Origin of the sequence: Neisseria lactamica, assembly GCF_901482445.1 — a bacterium.
Lineage (GTDB): Bacteria > Pseudomonadota > Gammaproteobacteria > Burkholderiales > Neisseriaceae > Neisseria > Neisseria lactamica.
The window spans coordinates 2,163,540-2,185,006 of the sequence record NZ_LR590477.1 but is presented as its reverse complement, the minus strand read 5'-3'; the positions used below and the strand labels follow the sequence as shown (position 1 = coordinate 2,185,006).

Below are 21,467 nucleotides of genomic sequence, written 5' to 3'. Positions count from 1 at the left end.
GCCTATCAACATCATATTAAAACACAGCCAATAATTAAAAGTATCGAATTTTCTAACCCTGCTTGCTTGGAAAGCAAAATTGCTACAATCTTGGTTAAATCAGCTACAAAGATCATTTGTAGAGCAAAAAGCAAGCAGTCCGCAGCTTCTTTTTGAAAGTGCGGACTGTATTGATTTTGACTCGGTTAAAGCTGCATTTTGGGCTAGCAAACTATTTTTTTTCTAACCTTTCCAATAAATCCTGAGGAGCAACATACTCTAAAGCATTTCCTGATTTGAACGGCACTAGGAATCTATATTCTCCCAGTTTGCTCAAATCGCTACGGGCAGTATTCAGGGAGATGCCGTATTGGTTGGCAATTTCTTGTGCAGTAAAGATTTTTCCGCTTTCTTCCACTGCTTTTTGCAGGATACCAATTTGCCGTTGGTTCAACTTTCCTATCTTTTCAGTATATTGGGCAATCGCTGCTTTGAATTCCTGTTGGTGTTTTTGTTTGTCGGAAATGTAGTGCTCCAAATCGGCAACCGCCCGCTTGATAATATCGCATTGGTAATAGATGAAATAGGTTAAATCTAAATCGTCAGTTTCCGCATACAAATAGGATTTGGCGTATTGGGCAGGAGCGTTTTTCAGAAGACGGCTGATGGATATGTATTCAAATAGCCAGTAGCCGTTTTTGAGCATAAACCAATAGAACAAAGCCCGCGCTGTCCGCCCGTTGCCATCACCAAATGGGTGGATGTAGCCGATGAGGAAATGCAAGATAATAGCTTGGACAACCGGATGGATAAACGGATTTTCCACGCCGTCATAGGTATTATTGGCAAACGCACACACCTCTTCCATCAGCGTATGAACCTGTCCGTGCGGCGGTGGTTGATACAGGCTGTTACCATTGATATCGGCGATAAAGATTTCGTCATCCTGCCTGAATTGTCCGGGCTCGGCCTTGTTTTCAATAGCGTTGCTGGTAGCAATGCGGTGCAAATCCAAAATCATTTCAACACTTAACGGCGTATTTTTCAATTCTACCGCTTTTTTCATCAAGTGATAGTTGTTCACTATCATGATTTCGTCTTTTGTTTTGGGCTTACGCTGCGATTTGAGCATATCCTTGGCCACTTTGCGCGTGGTAGCCGCGCCTTCCAGTTGGGCGGATGTAATCGCTTCTTCCATAATCAGAGACTTGAGCAAGAATCTGTTTTGCTCGCTTCTGCCAAAGCCACCCAAGCTAGACGTGCCGATAGAACTGCCGCAGCTTTTGTCAATCAAATGAAGCCGTGCCTGCAAAGAGTCGGGAATGCAGAACCAAAACTGATGTTCAAACGGGAAATCAATTGGTTTTTGGATTTTTTTGCGGCTTTCCTTAACGGCGCGCCATTTCATCCGCGTATCTTCCGTGTGAATCCGGCGGAATTTGTCCCAATGCAGATAGGTTCCATTTTCATCTGTCACGGAAAATTCTGAATAATCTTTGATTTCAGTAAGAAAATCGGGAATGTCTATATCAGGATTGTTTGAGGAAGAATTCAGCAGCTTGGCAATTTGCGTCATTCTTTCAGTGAGATGCTGCATATATTCCTGTTGCAACAGGGTAAATTCCGGAGGTCTGGAAATTTTCATGATAAATACCAAAATCGCGCAATTTTTTATAATTGAGTTATTTTAGTCAAATTTTCTAGAAATAGAAAGTATTAAAATACGAATCTGAAAGAAGCTATCACCTTCATAAATAGGGAAAGATTGTGTCTACTATATTAAAAAAGGCTGTGTTTTAATATGGTGTTGATAGGCGTATTTGGCTTTAAGGTATTCAACAGGATAGGTTTATTCCTAACCGGAAAATAATTGTCTTTTCCCTTGCAAATAATTGAAATCAATAGATTACTAAAACACAGCCTAATGTAAAAACAAATTGGTACAAATGGCGAAGATAACATTTGGCTCAAACGTACCGAGCGGCTACGCATTGAATGGTAAAATACCTACCGCAAATTGAAAGCTGCAAGACGACAGCTCTACTATACGTTCGCAAACAGAATTGCCGAACAAAGCCGGATACTCTGTATCAAAAAATTGAATCTGCTCAACCTACAGTGCATACAGATTAAAGTCAACAAACTCCACCAGAAGATAGTTGCCTCATCCCTACTGCTGCATACGCTGAAAGAAGGTGCAGCTAAAAATGGAGTTCATATCGAAGAGATTAAAGCCAATGCTACCAGCCAATCATGTTACTCTTGTGGTCGCTTGAACAAACGGATAGGTGTTGCTGCCACAAGAACCAATATGGTTTGTGAGAGTTTTGGTCGGCATTACGACACTGATGAAAATGCCTCCTCCAATATTCGAAAATAGGGAGCTGAAAAGCTAGGCACATAGAGTAGCAGTTGACCGTAAAATCATAAACGCTTCGGAATAAAAAGATGTAGTGATCGCATCCTTGCATTCCTTTTTATGTTTTGTTGCTTTAGCAGTTTTACAGTTTAGCAACTGTACATTTTGGCATTTTTAACTTTTCATATACGAACCAACATTTTTAAATACTGCAAATATTTTGTACAAATTATATTCAGTATGCCTTTTTGATTTCTCATCATTAATATCTCGTTTATATTAATATTGCAAATAATTTAAACAAATTTTAGGAAAGGAAACCAATTGCGGTAACATCTAAAATCCAAAAAACTGCTTCTTTCTTTTTACCTTCTTGCTGGTTTTCTACTTCAGCAGTTGCACAGTTTTACTCCATGCAAACCAAGCAACAAAAAAAGACCGACGAAGAAGTTTTCTGCTTAGAATTTAAAGAATACTGGAGTAGGGGACTCCCGTTTTCCGCGACATCATTTCCAAATAGATACGGGGTGCGCTCAGCATTTCATCTGAACCATATCCATCTTTTTCCCCAGTTTTAACCTTGTGAAACATTCAGTCCTTTTTCAAATCTTCAGACAGAAAAGAAATACTTTCCTGTTTGATTGACTTGAAGAGAACTATCTTGCCATCACTCTCGTAAGAAAAGGCAGTATCTAATACCTGTTTTCTGGAGTCGATATACTCCCTTGACGAAAAAAATGATGATATTACGGATGCCAAAACTAAGGTCGTATCTACCCCCCTACTCTCCCTAAGCTAGGAGATGAAACAGCGTATCGGTCCCCTACCGGTTGAATTTTCCGAAAAAAAGCGACGTAGCCAGCATCAATATATATATAAGAACAGCACAAATAGCATCAATACATCACGCAACGAAAAAAGTCAGAAAAATGCACTTAGTAGTGTTTGGATATCTGTTGTTTTGTGCTGTCAGTATTGCTTCTTTCTGTGTTTGCAGTTTAGCAGTTGTACAGTTTTACAGTAAGGTTTAAACAATGACTGATTTATTTTTAAATGCAGATATTGTAGAGGATAAAAATGACCAAAGTCCTTTCAGTAACATTTTTGATTTTTTAGCGAGCCTTTTCATTTCCCCGGCGAGATCGGAAATGGCAGCGGTACTTTGGCCGCCGATATGCTTAAGTTCAGTAACCTTAGTGCGTAAACCCAGTAACCTTAAGTTATGGAAACCATTAGCTGGCAGGGTGTGAGTTCAATTTGAGCAAGCATTATTTTGTCTCCTGTTGTACGGTTTCAGACGGCATCGGTTTGCCACGTTTGTACCAAGTGGCGTGGGAAATGCCGAGACTCTCCCACGGTTTATCGCGGCTGCAATTTTTCAGTCATCATAAGCTCCTAAAATAAGTTTGCTTTTTTTGTACTAATTACTGCTTGGATAGTTTAGATTAGACTTAAGTAGATTTCGAGTGAGCTGTTTCACACCCTACCCGAAGCTCTAAAACGCACAGAAAACGCCGCAGCGCGCCAAAAACTGACAGAACTGCGGCGGATGTTTAAGAGTAAAGGAGGTTAATTTAATTTCAGGTTAGGACTTTCCAATTCAAATTTCTGTTTTTCCAGAACCTGATTGATTTGCTCATCAGACAATCCAGCTTCTGTTAGGGACATACGAAGTTGTTCAACACGTTGAAGGAAAGCCTGTTTGGCTTGATACACACCATCAGCGATAAATTGTGCGTTCAAATCGCTTTCAATGCGGTAAAACTTAATGTTTGAAATACAGGAGTAAAACCAATCAAACCGAGCGGTCAGTTCCTGAATGGCTATTGTTCCGTGTGCTTCACTGATGCCTTCACGGCCTAGATAAACACTGCGCTGAATCTTTTCAAATCCATGTCTAGCCAAGATGTGTTTAATATCCGCATAGGCGTTGTTATAGCTATTTCCGTGGTAATTGTTTTTCAGACAGTTGGTATCCATGTCAAAGGTAATCAGGTAACGGCTCATTATTTTTCTCCTGTTGCGTTTCAGACGGCATCGGTTTCCCGCGATAATACCAAGTGCGGCGCATGATACCGAGCTTTTCCCACAGTTTATCGCGGCTGATAGTGTTTTCGGCGAGGTAGTCGGCACGTGTTTGAGACCACCAGTGAGTGATTGTGCTTTCAGCACAATAATTTTACTGCTTGCCCTATGTCTAAAAATCTATCCATATTGGATAGTTTAGATTAGACTTAAGTAGATTTCAAGTAAGCTATTTAACCCTTAGCTAGCAAGGGTTTTGGTGGCGTAAGGTTTTGAACTTAAGCATATCGGCGGCCAAAGTACCGCTGCCATTTCCGATCTCGCCGGGGAAATGAAAAGGCTCGCTAAAAAATCAAAAATGTTACTGAAAGGACTTTGGTCATTTTTATCCTCTACAATATCTGCATTTAAAAATAAATCAGTCATTGTTTAAACCTTACTGTAAAACTGTACAACTGCTAAACTGCAAACACAGAAAGAAGCAATACTGACAGCACAAAACAACAGATATCCAAACACTACTAAGTGCATTTTTCTGACTTTTTTCGTTGCGTGATGTATTGATGCTATTTGTGCTGTTCTTATATATATATTGATGCTGGCTACGTCGCTTTTTTTCGGAAAATTCAACCGGTAGGGGACCGATACGCTGTTTCATCTCTTTGCTTAGGGAGAGTAGGGGGGGATATGACCTTAGTTTTAGTATCCGTAATATCATCATTTTTTTCGTCAAGGGAATATACACGGAGGATGATTCAAAACCGGCAGGCAAAAAAGACCGCTTCTGAACTGCACCCCAAAATGAGACACCTTACCGACTTTAGGAGGTTCAGTTTTTTATGGCAAAATATTCAGATGAATTCCGACTTGCCGTCGTCCAATACTATTTGGCAGGGAACGGCAGCACAAGAACAGCAGACCATTTTTCTATTTCCGATTCATTGGTACGCAGATGGGTGACAAGATACAGATTACACGGTGAGAGCGGCATCAAACGCAGAAAGCATACGACAAAATATTCGGTCGAATACAAACTTGAGGCAATCCGCCCGGTGACGGGGCAGGGAATGTACCAAAAAGCTGCCGCAGACCAACTGAATCTGCCCGACTGCTCCATCTTGCTGCAATGGTTGCGCCTCTATCGTTTGAATGGTATTAACAGTTTAAAGCCCAAACCCTAAACCCAAAGGAAGAAAGCCCGTGAAAAAACAGCATCCGCCGCAAACGAAAAAGCCGACTACCTGTTCAGTACAGAATTCACTCCCTGAAAGCCGCTTGATTAAACTGTCCAACTTTTTGGGATCAGTTAATATCGGTTCCACCAATGGTCGTCAGGGTTGCAGTTGGGGGTCGGGGATACCGATGGTGCTTGGGAAGGACGGGACTGAATATCTCTGGCTGGGCGTAGTAGATTATGGGAAGAATTTTGGGTTCCTTGTACCGTTTCCAAGACTACATTGATGTCGACACGGGTCGAACGCAGTATCCGTTGCTGTTCTGTTGCGTGTGCTTGAAGCAGGGAGGCTTGTGTGCCGTACTCCATAAGCTCATCCCGTGGCGCTATCTGAACCACGTCAAAAACGCTCTGTAGCTGCGAAAGAGCATGTTCTGGTTTCAGCAGTTGTACAGACGTGCCTTTGTCGGTCAGCTTGCCTAACTGAAAAGAGAGGTTCTTTGTTAATCGGGTTATGTATCGGTAAGCGTCACCATCATCAGCTACTTCCTGTTATTCTCGCTGATTGCTCAATGCTGTTCACTCTTTACGTAACTTTTGTACCGCTAGAGAATCTACCGTTTCATGCAGCCCAGTCTCCATTGTTGATGACCTGCCCAACAGCCAAAATGAGCGGCGCATCACGCCCGAGAACCATGTCCGCCTGTATAACGAGGAGTGTACGGCTGTTTCGCAGTGCAACCACGGCATCATCACCACGCAAATCAAGAAGTATTGCGCAAAAATCCAGTTTAAACTAAGATTCAATCTTAAATTAAACTGGATTTTGTTATGTATTACCCACGTCACCTGCAATCCGTTCTGCAAAAGCTGTCCGCCCAATTTCCCGCCGTGTTGCTGACCGGTGCGCGGCAAGTCGGCAAATCCACGCTGCTTCAGCACATTGCGCCCGAATACGGATATCTTACCTTAGACGATCCCTTGCTGCTCGACCAAGCCAAAAACGAGCCGCAACTGTTTTTATTGAACCACACGCCGCCGCTGATTGTGGACGAAGTCCAATACGCCTCCGAGCTGTTCCCCCTGCTGAAAATGGATATAGACCGGCGCAGGCAGAACGGCCTGTATCTGCTGTCCGGTTCGCAGGCTTTTGAGTTGATGCAAAATGTCAGCGAAAGCCTGGCCGGGCGTATTGCGGTATTGAAATTAAACGGATTGTCGTGGCGCGAAATGCGCGGCGATGATTTTCAGGCGGCCTTCGTACCGGACGAAGGCTATTTGGCTGACCGGAAACCCGTATTCAGGCTACCTGAACACGAGAATATCTGGCAGATTATCCACCGCGGCGATATGCCGCGCTTATACGAGCAGCCCGAGACCGACTGGCAGGTTTACTATGCCTCGTATGTCGCCACCTATATCGAACGCGACGTGCGCCAATTGGTCAATGTAGGCAGCAGCGGCGATTTCACACGGTTTATGATTGCTATTGCCGCACGCAGCGGGGAGTTATTGAATTACAGCAGCGTGACCCAGGAAATCGGCGTATCGGTGGATACCGTCAAGCGTTGGCTCACCGTGCTGCAAACATCGGGCATCGTCTATCTGCTGCAACCCTACGGCAACAACCACCTCAAACGCGCCATCAAAACCCCGAAAGTCTATATGTTGAACACCGGCCTGATGGCCTACCTGACCAAATGGCTGACACCGGAAACCATTCAAAACGGAGCCAAGAGCGGACAGTTTTTTGAAACCTTCGTGGTGGGCGAAATCATCAAATCCTTCCACAACCAAGGTCAAGAACCGCCGATTTATTTTTACCGCGACACCAATCAAAAAGAAATCGACCTACTGATCGAACATCGGCAGATGCTGTATCCCGTTGAAATCAAAGCCACCGCCAATCCCAATAAAAAAATGGCCGCTGCTTTCAACCTGCTGCGCAACACGCTGCCGGCAAACGAATTGGGCATCGCCCACGGCACGATTATCAACCAGTACCCGCAAAAAATCTGGTTGGCGGAGAATTTGGTTGCCGTGCCTGCGGCCTGTGTTTGAGGCTGCCTGAAACTATTTTCGAGCTAACGCTTTATCTTTCTTTTTACGACACCCTCGGCGGGAACTTCCTCATTTTCTGTTGTTGAGCCGATGAAATAATCTTGGTCGTAGTGGTAAAACAGTTCGTCCAAAATCCGTATCGGGTTGGTCATGCGCTCATCTCGCAGGTGTAACAGATCCCGTTCGCGCAGGACGTACAGCTCATGCCCTTTGGCCATGCGGAAATATTGCCATAAACTCATTACCTGCAAAGGTGGTAGGTCATCATCTGCGGTATCACTGACATACAGCCCATACAGCTGCAACAGGGTGGTCAAGGCCATCATCGCTTTATTATTGTCCGAACCGGAATATTGCCGCCATTTTGCCAGCTTGGCTTTGGCAACTCGCGGAATGACGCGCACATACTCGATGTTTTTTTCGGGGTGTGCGGTGGTTTTGGGAGCCAGTTCTTCAGGCAAACCAGATCCAGGTAACACCGTCTGCCACGTTTCGCCCCAAACCGGTTTTTGTTTCGCCTGCGCGTATTCTTCCAGCCGGATATAGATGTCTATAGCCATGCGGACGGCTTCTTCAAACGAATAATCCCAAGCCCGGCCATCAGTTTGCACGGCTATGCCTGCAGCGGGATCGTATTGCCGTAGTCGTTCGGTTGCTTCCAGTTGGTAGGCACTTGCCCACATGTTTACCACGCGGTACAAGGTTAGGGGCAGCCGTAAGGCCAAATCTTCCCATTCTTCAGTTTCTGAAGCTGTATTTTTAGGTAGCCCGACCGGATAAAACACGGCGGGGAAAAAACGACCCCCGTATGCAGGCTGGCTGAAAACAACTTGCGGCCTGTTGCCCAAACGTAATTCGATCTTACCCAGCTGTGATTCTGGTGCTGCCAGGATCTTGAAAGCGTCTGCTATTTCCTGTCCATCAAGATCGTAGAACACGAAGCCGGCATGCTGCAAAAATAACACAATCGCAAAATTGATAAACACACTGGAACTGACATTGTAGCCGCTCATGCGCCGCCAGCAGGTTAATGCCGCCCCCACTTCCTGCTTCAAGTTTCCATTGGGAAAACGGCAGGTAAAACGGAAACTGTTCCAGCCGTTAATGATGGGGGCATCTATAAAATTAAATGTGTTGTCATAAAATTGGTACTGTTCAGCCGTTTTGGCGATGGCAGCCTCCACGGCCCAGGTGACGCAGTCGTTCATAGTGATGACCAAGCCATCTGGATTGTATACGCCAAGCAGATCGGCCGCCTTCTGCAGGCAGACCCTCGGGATCTCGTTTAACAGGATCTGCTCACTCCACTCTTCCGTCATGGTGGCAGCCGCCTTCTCGGCCTTCGCTGCCTTGCGCATCTTTCGGGCAGACCAAGCTGCCAAATGCGCTGAGTCAAATACAACTGATTCTTTCTCTGATTCTTTTTGTTCAATCATTTTCTAAGAGTCATCTACGGATAACAGAACTGATTCTACTGTAAGTATCTGTACTAAACAAAATCATCTAGTAGGATTTGTAGAATCCCGCAAATAACACTCATAAATTAAACTTGAAAAGCATTAATTGACAAACTAAAGCATTTTTGATATTTTATCTTTAGGTAATTCTTAGATAAACTTATTGACAGATTATTCAAGGAGCCGCCATGGCCTTCTCTAACGATATCCGGGTTGATGCCATTGTAGCCACCCATGAAGAAACACAGGCAATGTTTGCACCAGTTGAATCGAATACATTGAATCATCATGATTCTGATGGTTCTAGTCGGAGCAACCGCCGAGGAATCGAAGATCAGCCAGCTGATACCTTTCCAACAATCTGCTTGGTGGATGAGGAGCAACAACCGTCTCTGCGGCAGTTGATCACGCGATGTGGCCAACAAAAAGAGGGCTATACCCATAAAGTCATGTTGCAAAAATTGATGAATCCAAAGAAGTTGGTTTTATTTAAAAATATTGAGTATGCACTGGAGAAATTGGATTCGTTGGCACAGAAAATGCCGAATTTCAAAGAAGTGATTCTGGATGTGCAGGCACAAGTCGTGCTGCAGGGAAGGATAGGGCAAGCCTTGGTCTGCCAGCCGATGATATTGGTTGGCAATCCGGGAACGGGCAAAAGTCATTTTGTTAGCGAGTTGGCTGTGGCTTTGGGTTTGCCCCTCTTCGAGAAATCGTTTGAAAACGTGACCACCGGTGCGGCCTTAAGCGGGACAAGCAGCAAATGGGGCAACGGCGCACCAGGTGCGGTGGTGCAGAGAATGTCGGATAGCGATACCGCCAATTTCCTATTTTTTATTGATGAAATCAAAAAAGCTGTGAAAGACGAGCGCTATCCTTCCCCTTTAAATGTACTGCACTCGCTGTGGGAATCGGAAACTGCCCGAAAATTTCACGATGATTTCCTAGAACTGCCGATTAATACTGCTTATATCAACTGGATCGCGGCGGCAAACAGTTTGAACCGCATTCCGGCCAGTATCCTGTCTCGGGCAACCGTTTATCACATCGCGTTGCCGACAACGGAACAAATGCACCGGATGATTGATGGTTTTTATGCCTCCTACCGTGCCGAATACCGGATGGAACATTGCACCCCGGCTAAATTGAATGACGAAGTGGTTCGTGCTTTGGCAAAGGAGTCGCCACGTGATGCCAAAAAAAGGCTGGGCCTGGCTCTGGCTCGGGCGTTTTTGGCGAATAGTCAATATGCCGAAATTAAGTTACATCATCTGCCGTTGCTATATAGCAATGTGTCACAGACAGAGGATGAATGCGTATCCATTACCGGGCTGCTACATTAAGGAGGTGCTACATCATCATAGGCGGGTGTTGCTTTTCCAGTTTGGCACAGAACTCTTCCAGTACAAGGCTGGGGTTCAGCTCCAGTGCTTGGCAGTATCTCACAAACTCGGCAATGTCTAAGCGCCGCTCACCCGTTTCAACCTTCCCGATAAACGACAAAATGACCCCCATGCGTTCTGCCAACATTTTTTGGGTTAAATTCAGCTCCAAACGGCGGCCGACTAAGGTTTGCCGCAGCCATGCCATTTCGGGGGAATAAAGGGAGGGACGCATTCTTTTCATAGGAAAATCATAGTGTATTGCTTAATATTCCCCAATTTGGGATAATAGGATATTACAGGTTGTTAACCTATATCTTTGAACTTGAGCCTACCTTTCAGGCTATCTGATAACTGTGTGATTTTTTACAGGAGAACGTTTGATGAAGAAGTCAATATACCTATTACCTTTAGTGAGCTTGTTGACCGCGTGCGGTGGCGAGCCGAGCAATAGCGACATTAAAGGAGTGCTGGCGGAAACCTTGGCACAGATGAATCATTATTCGACGGGAAATCCGATGGCGGGCGAAATGTTGGAAAAGATACAAAGCAACCTGTCTGTCAGCAAAGCGGGAAGCTGTGTGAAGGACGATACAGAAGGGAAGCGCTTTGAGTGCCCGATCAGCTACGAAGTCGGCGAATATGAAATCAACGGGATGAAAGTACCTGCCTATACCGGTTCGACTACCATTGTGCTGGTTCGCACCGATTCAGGCTGGACAGCACATTAAACACTGCCATCTGTTTTTTCTTTTTAACTTTCCCATAAGGAGCATGGTCATGACGACTGAAAACCAAAACAATGCCTCCATCACAAATACATCTAGTGCCGGTAATGGCATCAGCAAACGCTTGGTGGCGGCCTTGTTAGCCATATTTTTGGGTTGCTTAGGCGCACATAAGTTTTATTTGGGTATTAATAAGGTAGGTTTGATCTATCTACTGGTCAGCATACTGGGATCTTTTTTGTTAATCCCAATACTCGTGATCAGCGTGTTAAGCCTGATTGACGGCATCAAATACCTGATGTAGCGATGAAGAGTTTGAGCGTGTGTATGTACAGGGCAAAAAGGCTTGGTTTTAATCCTTAACCCTTAATCCAACGTTTAGGCTACCTGAAAATCATCAGGTAGTCTAAACACCGGTTACTATTTCTTTTAACTCACTTTTTCTTCGAAAAGGGAAGCAAGGATGAAAAAATTAGTTTGTATTGCCATGTTGACTGTATCATTAGTCGCTTGCTCTAAAAAGGATGCTAATAATAGCAATTTTCAGGAAGCTATCCAGAAAGGCTTTGATGAAGGTAGGGCAAACCACAGCGCAGGAATGTGTTTAAGCATCAATACAAATGGAAGCATGCGACTAGGTATTATTTTTGATGAGGACAGCCAAAAGATTTCTATTGGCGACGGTTCTTCTGATGTTGTTACCCAAGAACGTATTGACACTTTAACTGATGCTGGTTTGATTGACCCGGAATCTAATGATGGACATACCTTTAAGGTAAGTGAAATGGGGAAACCATTTTTGCGCAATGTCCTCGACAATAGATATCCAGCTTTTTGTACAGGTAGATACACCATCAAGGTTGAATCATTCAGCGAGCCAGTCAACGATGGCAAACGCACGTATTCAGAGGTTGCCTACACTGCGACGCTCGGTGATCAAGCTCCGTGGTCCAATAATCAAAAAGTTCAAAAAGCTATGTCGTCTATGGTAATGGAACCGCATTATGCTATTGTTTATCTAACCGATAATGGTTGGGTTATGGAAGATAATAGCGATACTGCTGGTATGAAAACAAGTATTCTACCAGAACCGAGCTTATACATGTATTGATGCAGAAAAGTTTTAGAAATCAACAGTGTTTTTTACACTCTCAGCTTTTTCTTGAACAGTCGATTCAGCAGATATTTGATATTATCAAGGATATCAATCAGCACAAAAAAATCTCTGTGTTTTTGATAATGGCGGAAAAGTGTAAACAATACGACGTTTTCCAATATGTGTAGCCTTTATGCAATGCAACAAACCAAGAAATACGGAGTTGCTAATAATGAACAAGCTGATTTTGAATACTAAATTAAAAACCGTCGCAGCCGTCTGTGCAACGATATTCCTGACCGCCTGCGGAGGCGGTGGTGGCGGCGGAGGGGGAAGTTCTCCCGACTGGAGCAGCACGCCTACCGCGCCCGGTGTTTCCAATACCGGCAGTGCCGATACCCCCGACACCCTCGAACCGGACAAGCCGGGCTTCGGCAACAACTGCAAAGGCTACCCCCTCTGCGTGGCAGACCATCTCAAACCGGACAGTACGGAAAATGCACCGGCACCGAATTTGAACATCAATCCTGTTGCAGGGGAACTCCCACCTGTTTTAAACGGATATCCCGAAGCTAATCCGCGTCTGAATTTTAACGACCTAACCCAGTACAAAAACGCGATTAACCTGAAAACCGCACACGATCTCGGCTACAAAGGCAAAGGCGCGGTTGTCGGTGTGGTCGATGACGATATATCCGATTATGCCGAACTGTTCGGCAGCACGACCCGCATCAGCTACGGGTGCAGCGGCCACCAGGCCGGAATCTCGGAACTGGACAGGCTGGCCTGCCCGGGCATGGTATCCGACGGTACGGAAGACATGAATATCGATCCGGCGTATCTCACCGTCAAAGTCCGCCCGTTTGATGTGTATGACAACGCGAAACTCAATCGTGTGTTCCGTGATTTCGAAAACCCGACTTTCCAGCACGGCGCGCCCCACTCGGACACGTTGAACCATATGGATATAGTCAGCTATCTGCTTGCCGGACGTGCCGTGCCCGGCTACGGCACGGGCGGCGTGGCACCGGAAGCCAAACTGGTCGGCTATGACGTGCGGGACAAATTCAATAAAGAAGACATTATTGAAGGCTGGCGGTTTGCTGTCAGCAATGGCGCGAAAATCATCAATAACAGCTATGGTGTATCGGATATGAATGATGCCGGACACGTTGCCCAGTTCAATGCGGATGCCAATTCGCTGAGCTTTCGCAAGATGGACGAACATATCCGCAAAGACGGCGTGCTGTTTGTCTTTGCGGCAGGAAACGATGGGCTGACTTATGGCAGCTATGAAGGATTCTTTCCATACGCCTATCCGAAAGCGCAAAAAGGCCTCATCGTGGCCGCCGGGGTGGAAAGCGACGGTACGATTGCCAAAAGTTCGAACCGCTGCGGCCTGATGGCGCAATGGTGCCTGTCCGCACCATATCAACCCGGTGTTTTGTTTAAAGGCCGTCAATACGTAGACGCCTTGGACAAAAATATGGTTATCAGAGGCTCGAACGACGAACCGCTTCTCGGTTTGGGAAGCCGTGGAACGTCGCTGTCCGCTCCCCTTGTCAGCGGAACGGCGGCGCTGGTGTTGGGCCGTTATCCGTGGATGTCCAACGACAACCTGCGTACCACCATCCTGACTACCGCGCAGGACATAGGCGCCAAAGGCGTGGACAGCGTGTACGGCTGGGGATTGCTCAATGCCGGTAAAGCAGTCAAAGGCCCCGCTCAGTTCGCCTTCGGTATGTTTGATGCGAACGTGACGGGCGAGGACACCGTGTCTTTCTTTGAAAACGACATCAGCGGCAATGGCGGATTGAACAAAACCGGCGACGGCCGCCTCATCCTTGACGGTGAAAACACCTACACGGGCGTGACCAATGTAATGGGCGGCATGCTCTCCGTCAACAAAAGCATTACTTCGGACGTATATAGCGGAAGCAAGTTCCATTTGAACGACAATGCCAGAGTGAAAGGCAATGTACAGGTTGATGTCAACGGCTTCCTCTTTGGCGGCAACAACAGCACCATCGACGGCAATCTGACCTTTACTCAAAACGGCAATCTGTTTGTCCAGTTGGGCGATGTCCTCAATGTGACCGGCAAAACCGAGTTTGGCGACACCGGTGGTATCTGGCTGGGCGGCGTAAGCAAATACTACGCCCGTCCGAACGAACGCCTGATTACCTTCCTGCGTTCAGAGGGCGGCATTACCGCAAAAGACGGACAGGTTCAGCGCGTCTATGCCGACGGCGAGATGGTCTCCCGCGACAAAGTCGGCACCGCCACCGGCAAAGACCTGTACTACAGCCTGCGCCGCAACAATGTCAATACAGTTGCCATGACGGTTAAAGAACGCCTCGATCCCGTACTCGCCCATAATGTCGTACAGGGCGGACGCAACCTCGAAAACCTGATGGAGGAAGCCGACAAACTGAGCGACAAAGAATTGGCAACCGGTTCTTACGCGCAGACAGGCAGGTTGCTCATCCGCGCTCAAAGCGAACGCACGGACGGAACCGCAACCATGTTGGAACAGTTGGCCGCCGGGATTCACGCCAACAGCACCAATGTCTTTGCGGAGACTCAAAGCCGCCGCCTGAAATCGACGGCCGACAAACTTGACCGACCGCTTAAAACCGGCGAAACAGATGTCTTTGCCGAAACCAAACGCGACACCGGCGACTGGAAACACGGGGCGGCTTCTGGCGGTCTGACCGACTTCCGCCAAACCCTGGGTGTCAAATACCAGGCGGGCGAACAAACCACACTTGCCGCCACGTTTGACGCCGGTCAAACCAAATGGGACGAGAACACCCGTGGTAGCGCAGCCGTCAACAGCTTCGGTCTGAATGCCGGTGTCCGTCACAATCTGGACAACATGACTTTTGTCAAAGCCCTCTTGGGTTACAGCGGCTACAAGAACAAAACCGCCCGCCTGAACGGTGTCGATATCCGCGCCGAAGGTGAAGCAGAAGGTTCGCTGACACAGGCAGCCCTATTATCCGGTTTCCGCCTCCCCGTTTTCGGCAGCGGCCTGCTGGAGACCGAAATAGGTGCCCGTTTGGATATACTCAGACAAAAGGCGTTTGAAGAAAAAGGCGGTGCGCTGGCATGGAAAGCCGATAAACTCTCCGAAACCACCCCCGTCGGACTGCTCAACGTCCGCCTGACACAACCGCTGAACGACAAAACCGCCCTCTTCGGTTTTGCAGGTGTCGAACATGACTTCAAAAAACGCGATTACGCCCTGACAGGTATGTTTAAAGGTGCGAATCAGGCTCGTGGCAAAACCGGTGCTTGGGATATGCCGCAAACCCGTTGGAATGCAGGTCTCGGTATCCGCGCAGAATTGGGCAGAGGTTGGAGCGCCTTCGGCAATTACGAGCACACAGGCAGCAGCCGCTACAAAAGCAACAGCCTGAAAGCCGGTGTCGGATACAGGTTCTGACCGTCAAAAAAAACGCCATGTTTGAAACGTGGCGTTTTTTTTACCGGCTGCCGTATAGCACGACAAACGGTGTTATATATACAGAATTTGCTACCTGTTTTGGCGGGACAGCAGCATCGGTTCCGCCCAAAGCCTGATAGACGGACAAGCCGCTGTGTTTCTGCATGATTGGAACGCATTCTGCCGTCTGTTTGTCCGTACCGGTAAACACCGTGGCCATACAGACAACCAAGCGGAAGACGGCCAATACAGTTATTTCGGCTTGCCAATTGTGCATACGCCAGGACAAAATAACGCTCCTGCCGTATTGGAAGCCGACATCGCCAAACTTCCGTTTTACATCTATTGGCGCACTGCCTGCACTTCCGATGTACACCGGTTAGCAGGCGGCACACGCGTTGTACCCCTTGCCGATTGGGAAGCCTTCTGCCAACAGTTGGTATTGACCGGCAGATAGGGAGGGTAAATGGTAAACAGTGCTAGTGGTTTCTGCATTTTTAGTTATTCATTGGATGCTAACATATAAATCAATATCTAAACTTACACTTCTTGACATTTTTAAATCTCCTATAACTTTTAATATTCAAAATATTTAATACCTTTTTTGTTCAAAAATTCTTTAACATGTTTGGGGATTGGTGTATTTGAATGTAATTCATATGTTGCTCCATTTTTTGTTGCAATTTTCAATCTATCACCCATATCTGATTTAAATTTTTCGAATTTTTGAGGTGTAGAAGTGTGATCTCTCCAGAAATTACCAGATTTGGCTTCATACCAACGATTGATTGTAATAGCACCATCAAACTCTCTTTACCTCGGCAGCATAAGGCGCAGCGGCATTGACTGCGCTTTAACCCGCTGGCTCGGTGGCGTTAAACAAAGGCCGTCTGAAACGATTTTCTGTTTTCAGACGGCCTCTTAGCTCAAACCTTGAGAACCGCATGAGTGCATTCCATGCACATCCTACGTATTGAGTTTAGGTTTCATATGGGCCACGGCTTGCTTTCCAAATATGCTTTTATTTCATACATTAGATTATTTATATTAGGGGAAACTACATTTCCTGTTTTTCCTATTACAAGTAGACAATTATATTTTATTGCCCAATCAATGATTTTCTGAATAAATTTAGTATAATCAAATCTTAAATCAAGTTCACACTCTATATCATCTGGCCAAACGGTAAGACTATTACCAAAATTATCACAAAACATGATTGCGTCTTTATCCCAAGACTCTTTCAATTTAAGCTGTTTTTTTGCTTCATTTATTATTGATGATAATATAACATCATTATCGATAAAGTAATTTTCAAAACTTTTATTCTCATTAAAATTCTGAAAACCATTAGATCGATACTCATCAAGTATGATATCTTTATTTGCATTAAATTTATTTCTGATAGCAGCTGATGGGATAAGGTAGTACCGATAATTCCAAATTGCCATTTTTATTTACTCCTATAACGAGGTCTCTTAACATTACCTGATTCATTCAAGACATCAGTAGGATTTTTCCAACTAGTATTAGGAACAGGAAAGTCAACTTTTTTAAATTTTAATTCATGTATCCTGCCAAGGTATTCTGCAGCAAAAACCCTATTATTTCCTCTTACGATATATGCTTTTCCATTTATTTCAACGTACTCCACAACTGGATTTGTGAAGCCATTCTCTTTAACTGATTTCACAAGCCTACTAAAAACCTTGTCATTCATGCTATCGGTAAATTTTCCCATTCCATCTGCAAAATTAATTTCATCGGCAGATTTTAGTTTATTAATTTCCCTCTCTAGTTGAGCATGTTGGCTAAAGTTACTGTTTTTATTACCGTTCCTTATTTCCTGAACATTTTTCTCCACCTGCTCACGAGTTGTCAATTTATTAAGCTTCCTATCAACCTCCCATCTCGGTTTTGCATCAGACACAGGCTTAGCCTTAGGCATACCGGCTCCTGATTTACCCACACTGAACAAATCTATAGAAAACTGAACATATTCCGCAGCCTGCTCCGACAGCCCCAACTGCTTCAAGGTCTGAACCGTAATCGTCGGTCGTTGTTCGCTGGCTTTTTTTCCGAAGTTCTTCGCCCCAGTAATGACATGATCGTAGGAAGACGTTACACCAACCAAAGCGGCGGCACAGCCTAAGCCGAAAGTCTCGGCACAAGATCCGCCTCCGGCTACTCCTGAAAGAACAACACCCAAACTGCCCGAAACGATTTCAGCCCCGGGTGAGATGTAGCGGTGCAGGATACTTTTGTCTTCCCTATCCAGCTTTTCGTACTCAGCCTTCAAATAAGAGGCTACTAAATCAGGATGTTGATTTAGGTAATATAAGGATTCTTTTTCTAAGTCCTTAAACCGACTGTCAAAGCGTTGGTCTTGGGTAAATTCGATAATGCGTCCTATATTTTGACGACATTCGGTAATTCTTCCTGTGGAACTGCATTCATGTTTGACTTGCTCTTTTATGACGGAATAAATTTTACGGGCTGTCTGTTCATCCCGTTTTAAGGCTTCCGATGTCAGATAGAGGTTGTTTTCCACCGCATTCTGCCCGACCGCCCCTCCGGTTTGCGCCTCTGCCGGCGTGCCGCCCACGGCCGCGCCCGTCAGCGATGCAATCACCCCGCTCTTCGATTTGATTTCTTCTTTGATATGTTCCGGCAGCAGGTTGGCATTGAACTCGCCTGTTTGCGGATCGATTGCGGTTTTACCGTCGTTATACCGTTGGGCAAGATGTTCCGCTGCTTTTTCAGCTGCAACTGCAGCCGAGCCGCCGGCAGCAAAATTACCACCGTTGACGCGGGCAATAGCTGCTCCTAAAAGGAAATGTCCGACGGCTTGGGCGGTTTCGTTTTTGTTTTCACCGTGTCCAAATGTCCTGCCTATTGCTTCGGAGGCATAAGGCGCAGCGGCATTGGCTGCGCTTTGTAACCCGCTGGATCGGTGGAGTTAAACAAAGACCGTCTGAAACGGTTTTTCCGTTTTCAGACGGCCTTTCGTCAAGTAATGGGGGATGCAGACATAATTGGTATTGCGGAATCTTCAAGCCAGCGTGCGTGCCATACTCACTCTATAGGGAGGATTGGTTTACATTGTGGCTTGTTCTGCATCAACTTACATCAAATATCAGATTTTTCTTCATCGGTTTTATCATTCATTACCTTATTTACGGCTTCAGGAGACAGGGGCTTGCCGCATTTGCTGCAGTAATCGATTTTTGGAACAGGGGAAATGCCTTTAAAGAAAGTAAAGCTATCCGACCCGATGCCGACGGAGGTGCCATAATTCATCTTTTGGAATTCGTGGCAATAGGGGCAGATTCCTGCGATGATTATGTAGAATAAAATTATGATACCTCCGAAACTGAAATATATCACAAATATTATTTGCACAATTGTTATTTGCAGAAAGTTAGAACCCGTTATCACGTCTTGGATAAATGCCAAAACCACTGTGATTCCGAGAATTAAAAAGAAAAATTTCGGAATCCTCATCCTTTTCTGAAACCTGATTGCGGTATCCATGGCTTTGTCTTTGTCATTTAAGTTTGTGTTCATGTTTTTGACCCTCTTTGTTTCTAAAATCCTTTTTAAATTGCCGACTTTTTCCGTTCCAAATGTCCCATTTGAACATTATCCCGCTGCCTATTTGTGTGTTGAGAGACACCTTTGCTTCGCCTCCTTTATAGATGGAGGAAGTGCCATTAGGCTTATATTCCCTTCCTCCATGAAACGATGTGTTAATATTCAGAATCCCAATCTTACCTTCAATTTCGGCTTTCGTGCCCAAGGATGCGTTCGCGTCCTGCGGGGAAGAGCCGAATTTGGGATTAGCTAGGATGTATTCCGTGGATACGGCAAGGCTTTTGTTTTCGTCCATCTCTACATTCCTCCTTTGGGTATTTCCTCCTACCGAAACTTTCGCACCCAAGCCTAAACCCACACCGCCTTCAGCTTGTACGGACGAACCTCTGTTCCCTAAAGTTACGATTACTTTTGCGTTGACCTGTACACCCACCCCCAGCGCACCTGACAGCTCTCCTTTCAATTCAAAGCCCGTGGGGTAATTATAGTCACGTTTACCCTGATATGTAGATCTATCGATCTGATTCCTCAAATTTTGGCATGCGACAGTATTGATCCCTTTATCACATGCCGCATAAAGTTTTCTCGTATTATTAAGCCCAATCTTCTCCCATTTTTTATCAACTTCAAATTCGCAACGCCAATCGGCTTTGCATGCTCGGAATTCCGCATTCATTTGGATTCGCTGCCCTGCGAGCAGATGGTTGTTTTCCACCGCATTCTGCCCGACCGCCCCCCCGGTTTGCGCCTCTGCCGGCGTACCGCCCACGGCAGCTCCCGTCAGCGATGCAATCACCCCGCTCTTCGATTTGATTTCCTCTTTGATATGCTCCGGCAGCAGGTTGGCATTGAACTCGCCTGTTTGCGGATCGATTGCGGTTTTACCGTCGTTATACCGTTGGGCAAGATGTTCCGCTGCTTTTTCAGCTGCAACTGCAGCCGAGCCGCCGGCAGCAAAATTACCACCGTTGACGCGGGCAATAGCTGCTCCTAAAAGGAAATGTCCGACGGCTTGGGCGGTTTCGTTTTTGTTTTCACCGTGTCCAAATGTCCTGCCTATTGCTTCGGAGGCATAAGGCGCAGCGGCATTGACTGCGCTTTGCAATCCGCTTTGACCACCAAGCAGACCGGTCGCGAGGGTGATGCCGGCATTAAGGGCACGGCTGTGTTTACCTCCCACCCCCCAATTTTGGGCTTCGGCATCGGCTTTGCGATAGGTTTCTGAGTAGTTGATTAGGATTTTTTGCCGTTCGGTTTCGTCCAGTTTGGCGTAGGCTTCATAGCTGCCGTCATTTTGGGCTTTCAGACGACCTTCGAACTCCGATTCGGCTTTGGCTTTATTTTCTGCAGCGGTTTTTTGGCGGTTGCTGCTGAAAGTGTGCGCAGCGGTTACTATATCGGAAGTTGCTTTAGCTATAATCTGTTGCTTTTCGGTAATCTTGGCTAAATCGGGCAGAGCCGCAACAGCACGGTGTGCGTTACTGCTGTCACTATTGATACCCAGTTCTTGCGTAGTGGTCTCTTTGCCGCCGATGTTCAGACGGCCTTCGCTCAGGGTAGCATAGGTGGTGCTGTTGTCGCCGCCTTTTTCATATTGCGGCAAGCCGGGGTTGAAGTCGGTACCATTTTTGCCTGCAGAGCGTGCAAATGCCTTACCTAAGTTTGTTTGACGGAAGTCGGCGTTGTCGGGGGGTTCAGAGGGGCTGTCGCTACCGTAACTACCGCTCAAGCTGACATTGGATGCGCTATAACTGCTTTGGTTTTGAATATTTTCAAAAGTAAGACGTTTGGCAGTTAATTCATTTTGCTCCTTCGGCGCGGTAGAGGTAATGGCTCCGCCTTTTAGGTGGATGCTGTCGGCCTCGATGTGGTAGCCGCCTTCTCCTGCAAAAAGTCCGGATTGGATAGCCGCACTGTCACTGCTGCCTGAAGCTTTGCTTTGGTTGAAGTTGCCCGAAGCCTCCCAGGCGGTGCCCAAGGAAACTTGTACACGTACGCCGGCGCCGGTTTGTTTGTTGTCCTGTTCGGTATGGTAATGTAAGCGGGCAATTATAGCAATGCACAAAAACAGACAAAAAGATAAAAAAACGCCATAAATGAAAATTTAATCACATGTTTATAGGATATGGAAAAGAGGAAGCGAAATCTGAAGCCGTCTGAAAAC

At 46.0% G+C, this 21,467-nt stretch carries 17 protein-coding genes and 1 pseudogene; 9 read left to right on the top strand and 9 right to left on the bottom strand.

The features are described from left to right. Positions 1-211: 211 nt before the first annotated feature. Positions 212-1,576, bottom strand: coding sequence for a Fic family protein (locus tag FGL10_RS11790; RefSeq protein WP_138251463.1), 1,365 nt, complete (start codon positions 1,574-1,576; stop codon positions 212-214). A gap of 420 nt (positions 1,577-1,996) precedes the next feature. On the opposite strand from FGL10_RS11790, the gene FGL10_RS11780 reads away from it, so the two are divergent. After that, entirely contained in the window at positions 1,997-2,359 is a 363-nt protein-coding gene (locus FGL10_RS11780) for a zinc ribbon domain-containing protein (protein WP_003711110.1), read from the top strand. Positions 2,360-3,907: 1,548 nt separating this feature from the next. Here FGL10_RS11780 and FGL10_RS11760 read toward each other — a convergent pair. Beyond that, complete coding sequence (locus FGL10_RS11760; protein ID WP_003711106.1) at positions 3,908-4,345, bottom strand: virulence-associated protein VapD; 438 nt, start codon at positions 4,343-4,345, stop codon at positions 3,908-3,910. Between the two features lie 258 nt (positions 4,346-4,603). Beyond that, the gene (locus FGL10_RS12250) at positions 4,604-4,789 is read right to left on the bottom strand and encodes a hypothetical protein (protein ID WP_003711105.1); all 186 of its coding nucleotides are present in this window, start codon (positions 4,787-4,789) and stop codon (positions 4,604-4,606) included. 413 nt (positions 4,790-5,202) lie between these two features. On the opposite strand from FGL10_RS12250, the gene FGL10_RS11750 reads away from it, so the two are divergent. Next, positions 5,203-5,544 carry a helix-turn-helix domain-containing protein gene (locus FGL10_RS11750; protein WP_232043747.1) on the top strand — a complete coding sequence of 114 codons (342 nt, stop codon included), beginning with the start codon at positions 5,203-5,205 and terminating at the stop codon, positions 5,542-5,544. Positions 5,545-6,368: 824 nt separating this feature from the next. Then, positions 6,369-7,598, top strand: a complete 1,230-nt coding sequence (locus FGL10_RS11740) for an ATP-binding protein (protein ID WP_003711101.1) — start codon at positions 6,369-6,371, stop codon at positions 7,596-7,598. 23 nt (positions 7,599-7,621) lie between these two features. Here FGL10_RS11740 and FGL10_RS11735 read toward each other — a convergent pair whose 3' ends face one another. Continuing rightward, on the bottom strand, positions 7,622-9,034 hold the full coding sequence (locus tag FGL10_RS11735) for a hypothetical protein (protein WP_003711100.1): 1,413 nt from the start codon (positions 9,032-9,034) through the stop codon (positions 7,622-7,624). 209 nt (positions 9,035-9,243) lie between these two features. Here FGL10_RS11735 and FGL10_RS11730 point away from each other — a divergent pair, with 209 nt between their 5' ends. After that, complete coding sequence (locus FGL10_RS11730) at positions 9,244-10,398, top strand: AAA family ATPase (RefSeq protein ID WP_003711099.1); 1,155 nt, start codon at positions 9,244-9,246, stop codon at positions 10,396-10,398. A 7-nt stretch (positions 10,399-10,405) separates the two neighbouring features. On the opposite strand, the gene FGL10_RS11725 is transcribed toward FGL10_RS11730, so the two are convergent. Beyond that, entirely contained in the window at positions 10,406-10,681 is a 276-nt protein-coding gene (locus tag FGL10_RS11725) for a helix-turn-helix domain-containing protein (RefSeq protein ID WP_025458200.1), read from the bottom strand. Positions 10,682-10,817: 136 nt separating this feature from the next. On the opposite strand from FGL10_RS11725, the gene FGL10_RS11720 reads away from it, so the two are divergent. From FGL10_RS11720 to FGL10_RS11700, 5 genes and pseudogenes are all read left to right on the top strand, one after another. Then, a complete protein-coding gene (locus FGL10_RS11720) occupies positions 10,818-11,168 on the top strand; it encodes a hypothetical protein (RefSeq protein WP_138251462.1) in 351 nt (116 codons plus the stop codon). Between the two features lie 49 nt (positions 11,169-11,217). Further along, positions 11,218-11,469 (top strand): TM2 domain-containing protein, encoded by a 252-nt coding sequence (locus tag FGL10_RS11715; protein WP_232043746.1) that lies wholly within the window; start codon positions 11,218-11,220, stop codon positions 11,467-11,469. 159 nt (positions 11,470-11,628) lie between these two features. Next, positions 11,629-12,276 (top strand): SEN1982 family lipoprotein, encoded by a 648-nt coding sequence (locus FGL10_RS11710; RefSeq protein WP_003711095.1) that lies wholly within the window; start codon positions 11,629-11,631, stop codon positions 12,274-12,276. 217 nt (positions 12,277-12,493) lie between these two features. Further along, the gene (locus FGL10_RS11705) at positions 12,494-15,709 is read left to right on the top strand and encodes a S8 family serine peptidase (protein WP_036470432.1); all 3,216 of its coding nucleotides are present in this window, start codon (positions 12,494-12,496) and stop codon (positions 15,707-15,709) included. A 91-nt stretch (positions 15,710-15,800) separates the two neighbouring features. Further along, positions 15,801-16,166 (top strand): annotated as a pseudogene (locus tag FGL10_RS11700) (hypothetical protein); the annotation flags it as partial. A gap of 529 nt (positions 16,167-16,695) precedes the next feature. Here the strand turns inward: FGL10_RS11700 and FGL10_RS11695 are convergent. From FGL10_RS11695 to FGL10_RS12720, 4 genes are all read right to left on the bottom strand, one after another. Then, positions 16,696-17,160 carry a hypothetical protein gene (locus tag FGL10_RS11695; RefSeq protein ID WP_003711090.1) on the bottom strand — a complete coding sequence of 155 codons (465 nt, stop codon included), beginning with the start codon at positions 17,158-17,160 and terminating at the stop codon, positions 16,696-16,698. A 2-nt stretch (positions 17,161-17,162) separates the two neighbouring features. After that, positions 17,163-18,341, bottom strand: a complete 1,179-nt coding sequence (locus tag FGL10_RS13050) for a VENN motif pre-toxin domain-containing protein (RefSeq protein WP_415087384.1) — start codon at positions 18,339-18,341, stop codon at positions 17,163-17,165. A gap of 497 nt (positions 18,342-18,838) precedes the next feature. Then, entirely contained in the window at positions 18,839-19,276 is a 438-nt protein-coding gene (locus FGL10_RS11685; RefSeq protein WP_003711619.1) for a hypothetical protein, read from the bottom strand. Further along, positions 19,257-21,281: a VENN motif pre-toxin domain-containing protein gene (locus FGL10_RS12720; protein WP_138251460.1), complete on the bottom strand. Its 2,025-nt coding sequence runs from the start codon at positions 21,279-21,281 to the stop codon at positions 19,257-19,259. Before FGL10_RS12720 ends, FGL10_RS11685 begins: the two co-directional genes overlap by 20 nt. Positions 21,282-21,467: the final 186 nt, after the last annotated feature.

What these genes read in the sequence shown, in the direction of transcription:
- FGL10_RS11790 (WP_138251463.1), bottom strand. Translation starts at nt 1,576, where the DNA reads ATGCAGCATCTCACTGAAAGAATGACGCAAATTGCCAAGCTGCTGAAT.
- FGL10_RS11760 (WP_003711106.1), bottom strand. Translation starts at nt 4,345, where the DNA reads ATGAGCCGTTACCTGATTACCTTTGACATGGATACCAACTGTCTGAAA.
- FGL10_RS12250 (WP_003711105.1), bottom strand. Translation starts at nt 4,789, where the DNA reads ATGACTGATTTATTTTTAAATGCAGATATTGTAGAGGATAAAAATGAC.
- FGL10_RS11750 (WP_232043747.1), top strand. Translation starts at nt 5,203, where the DNA reads ATGGCAAAATATTCAGATGAATTCCGACTTGCCGTCGTCCAATACTAT.
- FGL10_RS11740 (WP_003711101.1), top strand. Translation starts at nt 6,369, where the DNA reads ATGTATTACCCACGTCACCTGCAATCCGTTCTGCAAAAGCTGTCCGCC.
- FGL10_RS11735 (WP_003711100.1), bottom strand. Translation starts at nt 9,034, where the DNA reads ATGATTGAACAAAAAGAATCAGAGAAAGAATCAGTTGTATTTGACTCA.
- FGL10_RS11730 (WP_003711099.1), top strand. Translation starts at nt 9,244, where the DNA reads ATGGCCTTCTCTAACGATATCCGGGTTGATGCCATTGTAGCCACCCAT.
- FGL10_RS11725 (WP_025458200.1), bottom strand. Translation starts at nt 10,681, where the DNA reads ATGAAAAGAATGCGTCCCTCCCTTTATTCCCCCGAAATGGCATGGCTG.
- FGL10_RS11715 (WP_232043746.1), top strand. Translation starts at nt 11,218, where the DNA reads ATGACGACTGAAAACCAAAACAATGCCTCCATCACAAATACATCTAGT.
- FGL10_RS11710 (WP_003711095.1), top strand. Translation starts at nt 11,629, where the DNA reads ATGAAAAAATTAGTTTGTATTGCCATGTTGACTGTATCATTAGTCGCT.
- FGL10_RS11705 (WP_036470432.1), top strand. Translation starts at nt 12,494, where the DNA reads ATGAACAAGCTGATTTTGAATACTAAATTAAAAACCGTCGCAGCCGTC.
- FGL10_RS11695 (WP_003711090.1), bottom strand. Translation starts at nt 17,160, where the DNA reads ATGGCAATTTGGAATTATCGGTACTACCTTATCCCATCAGCTGCTATC.
- FGL10_RS11685 (WP_003711619.1), bottom strand. Translation starts at nt 19,276, where the DNA reads ATGAACACAAACTTAAATGACAAAGACAAAGCCATGGATACCGCAATC.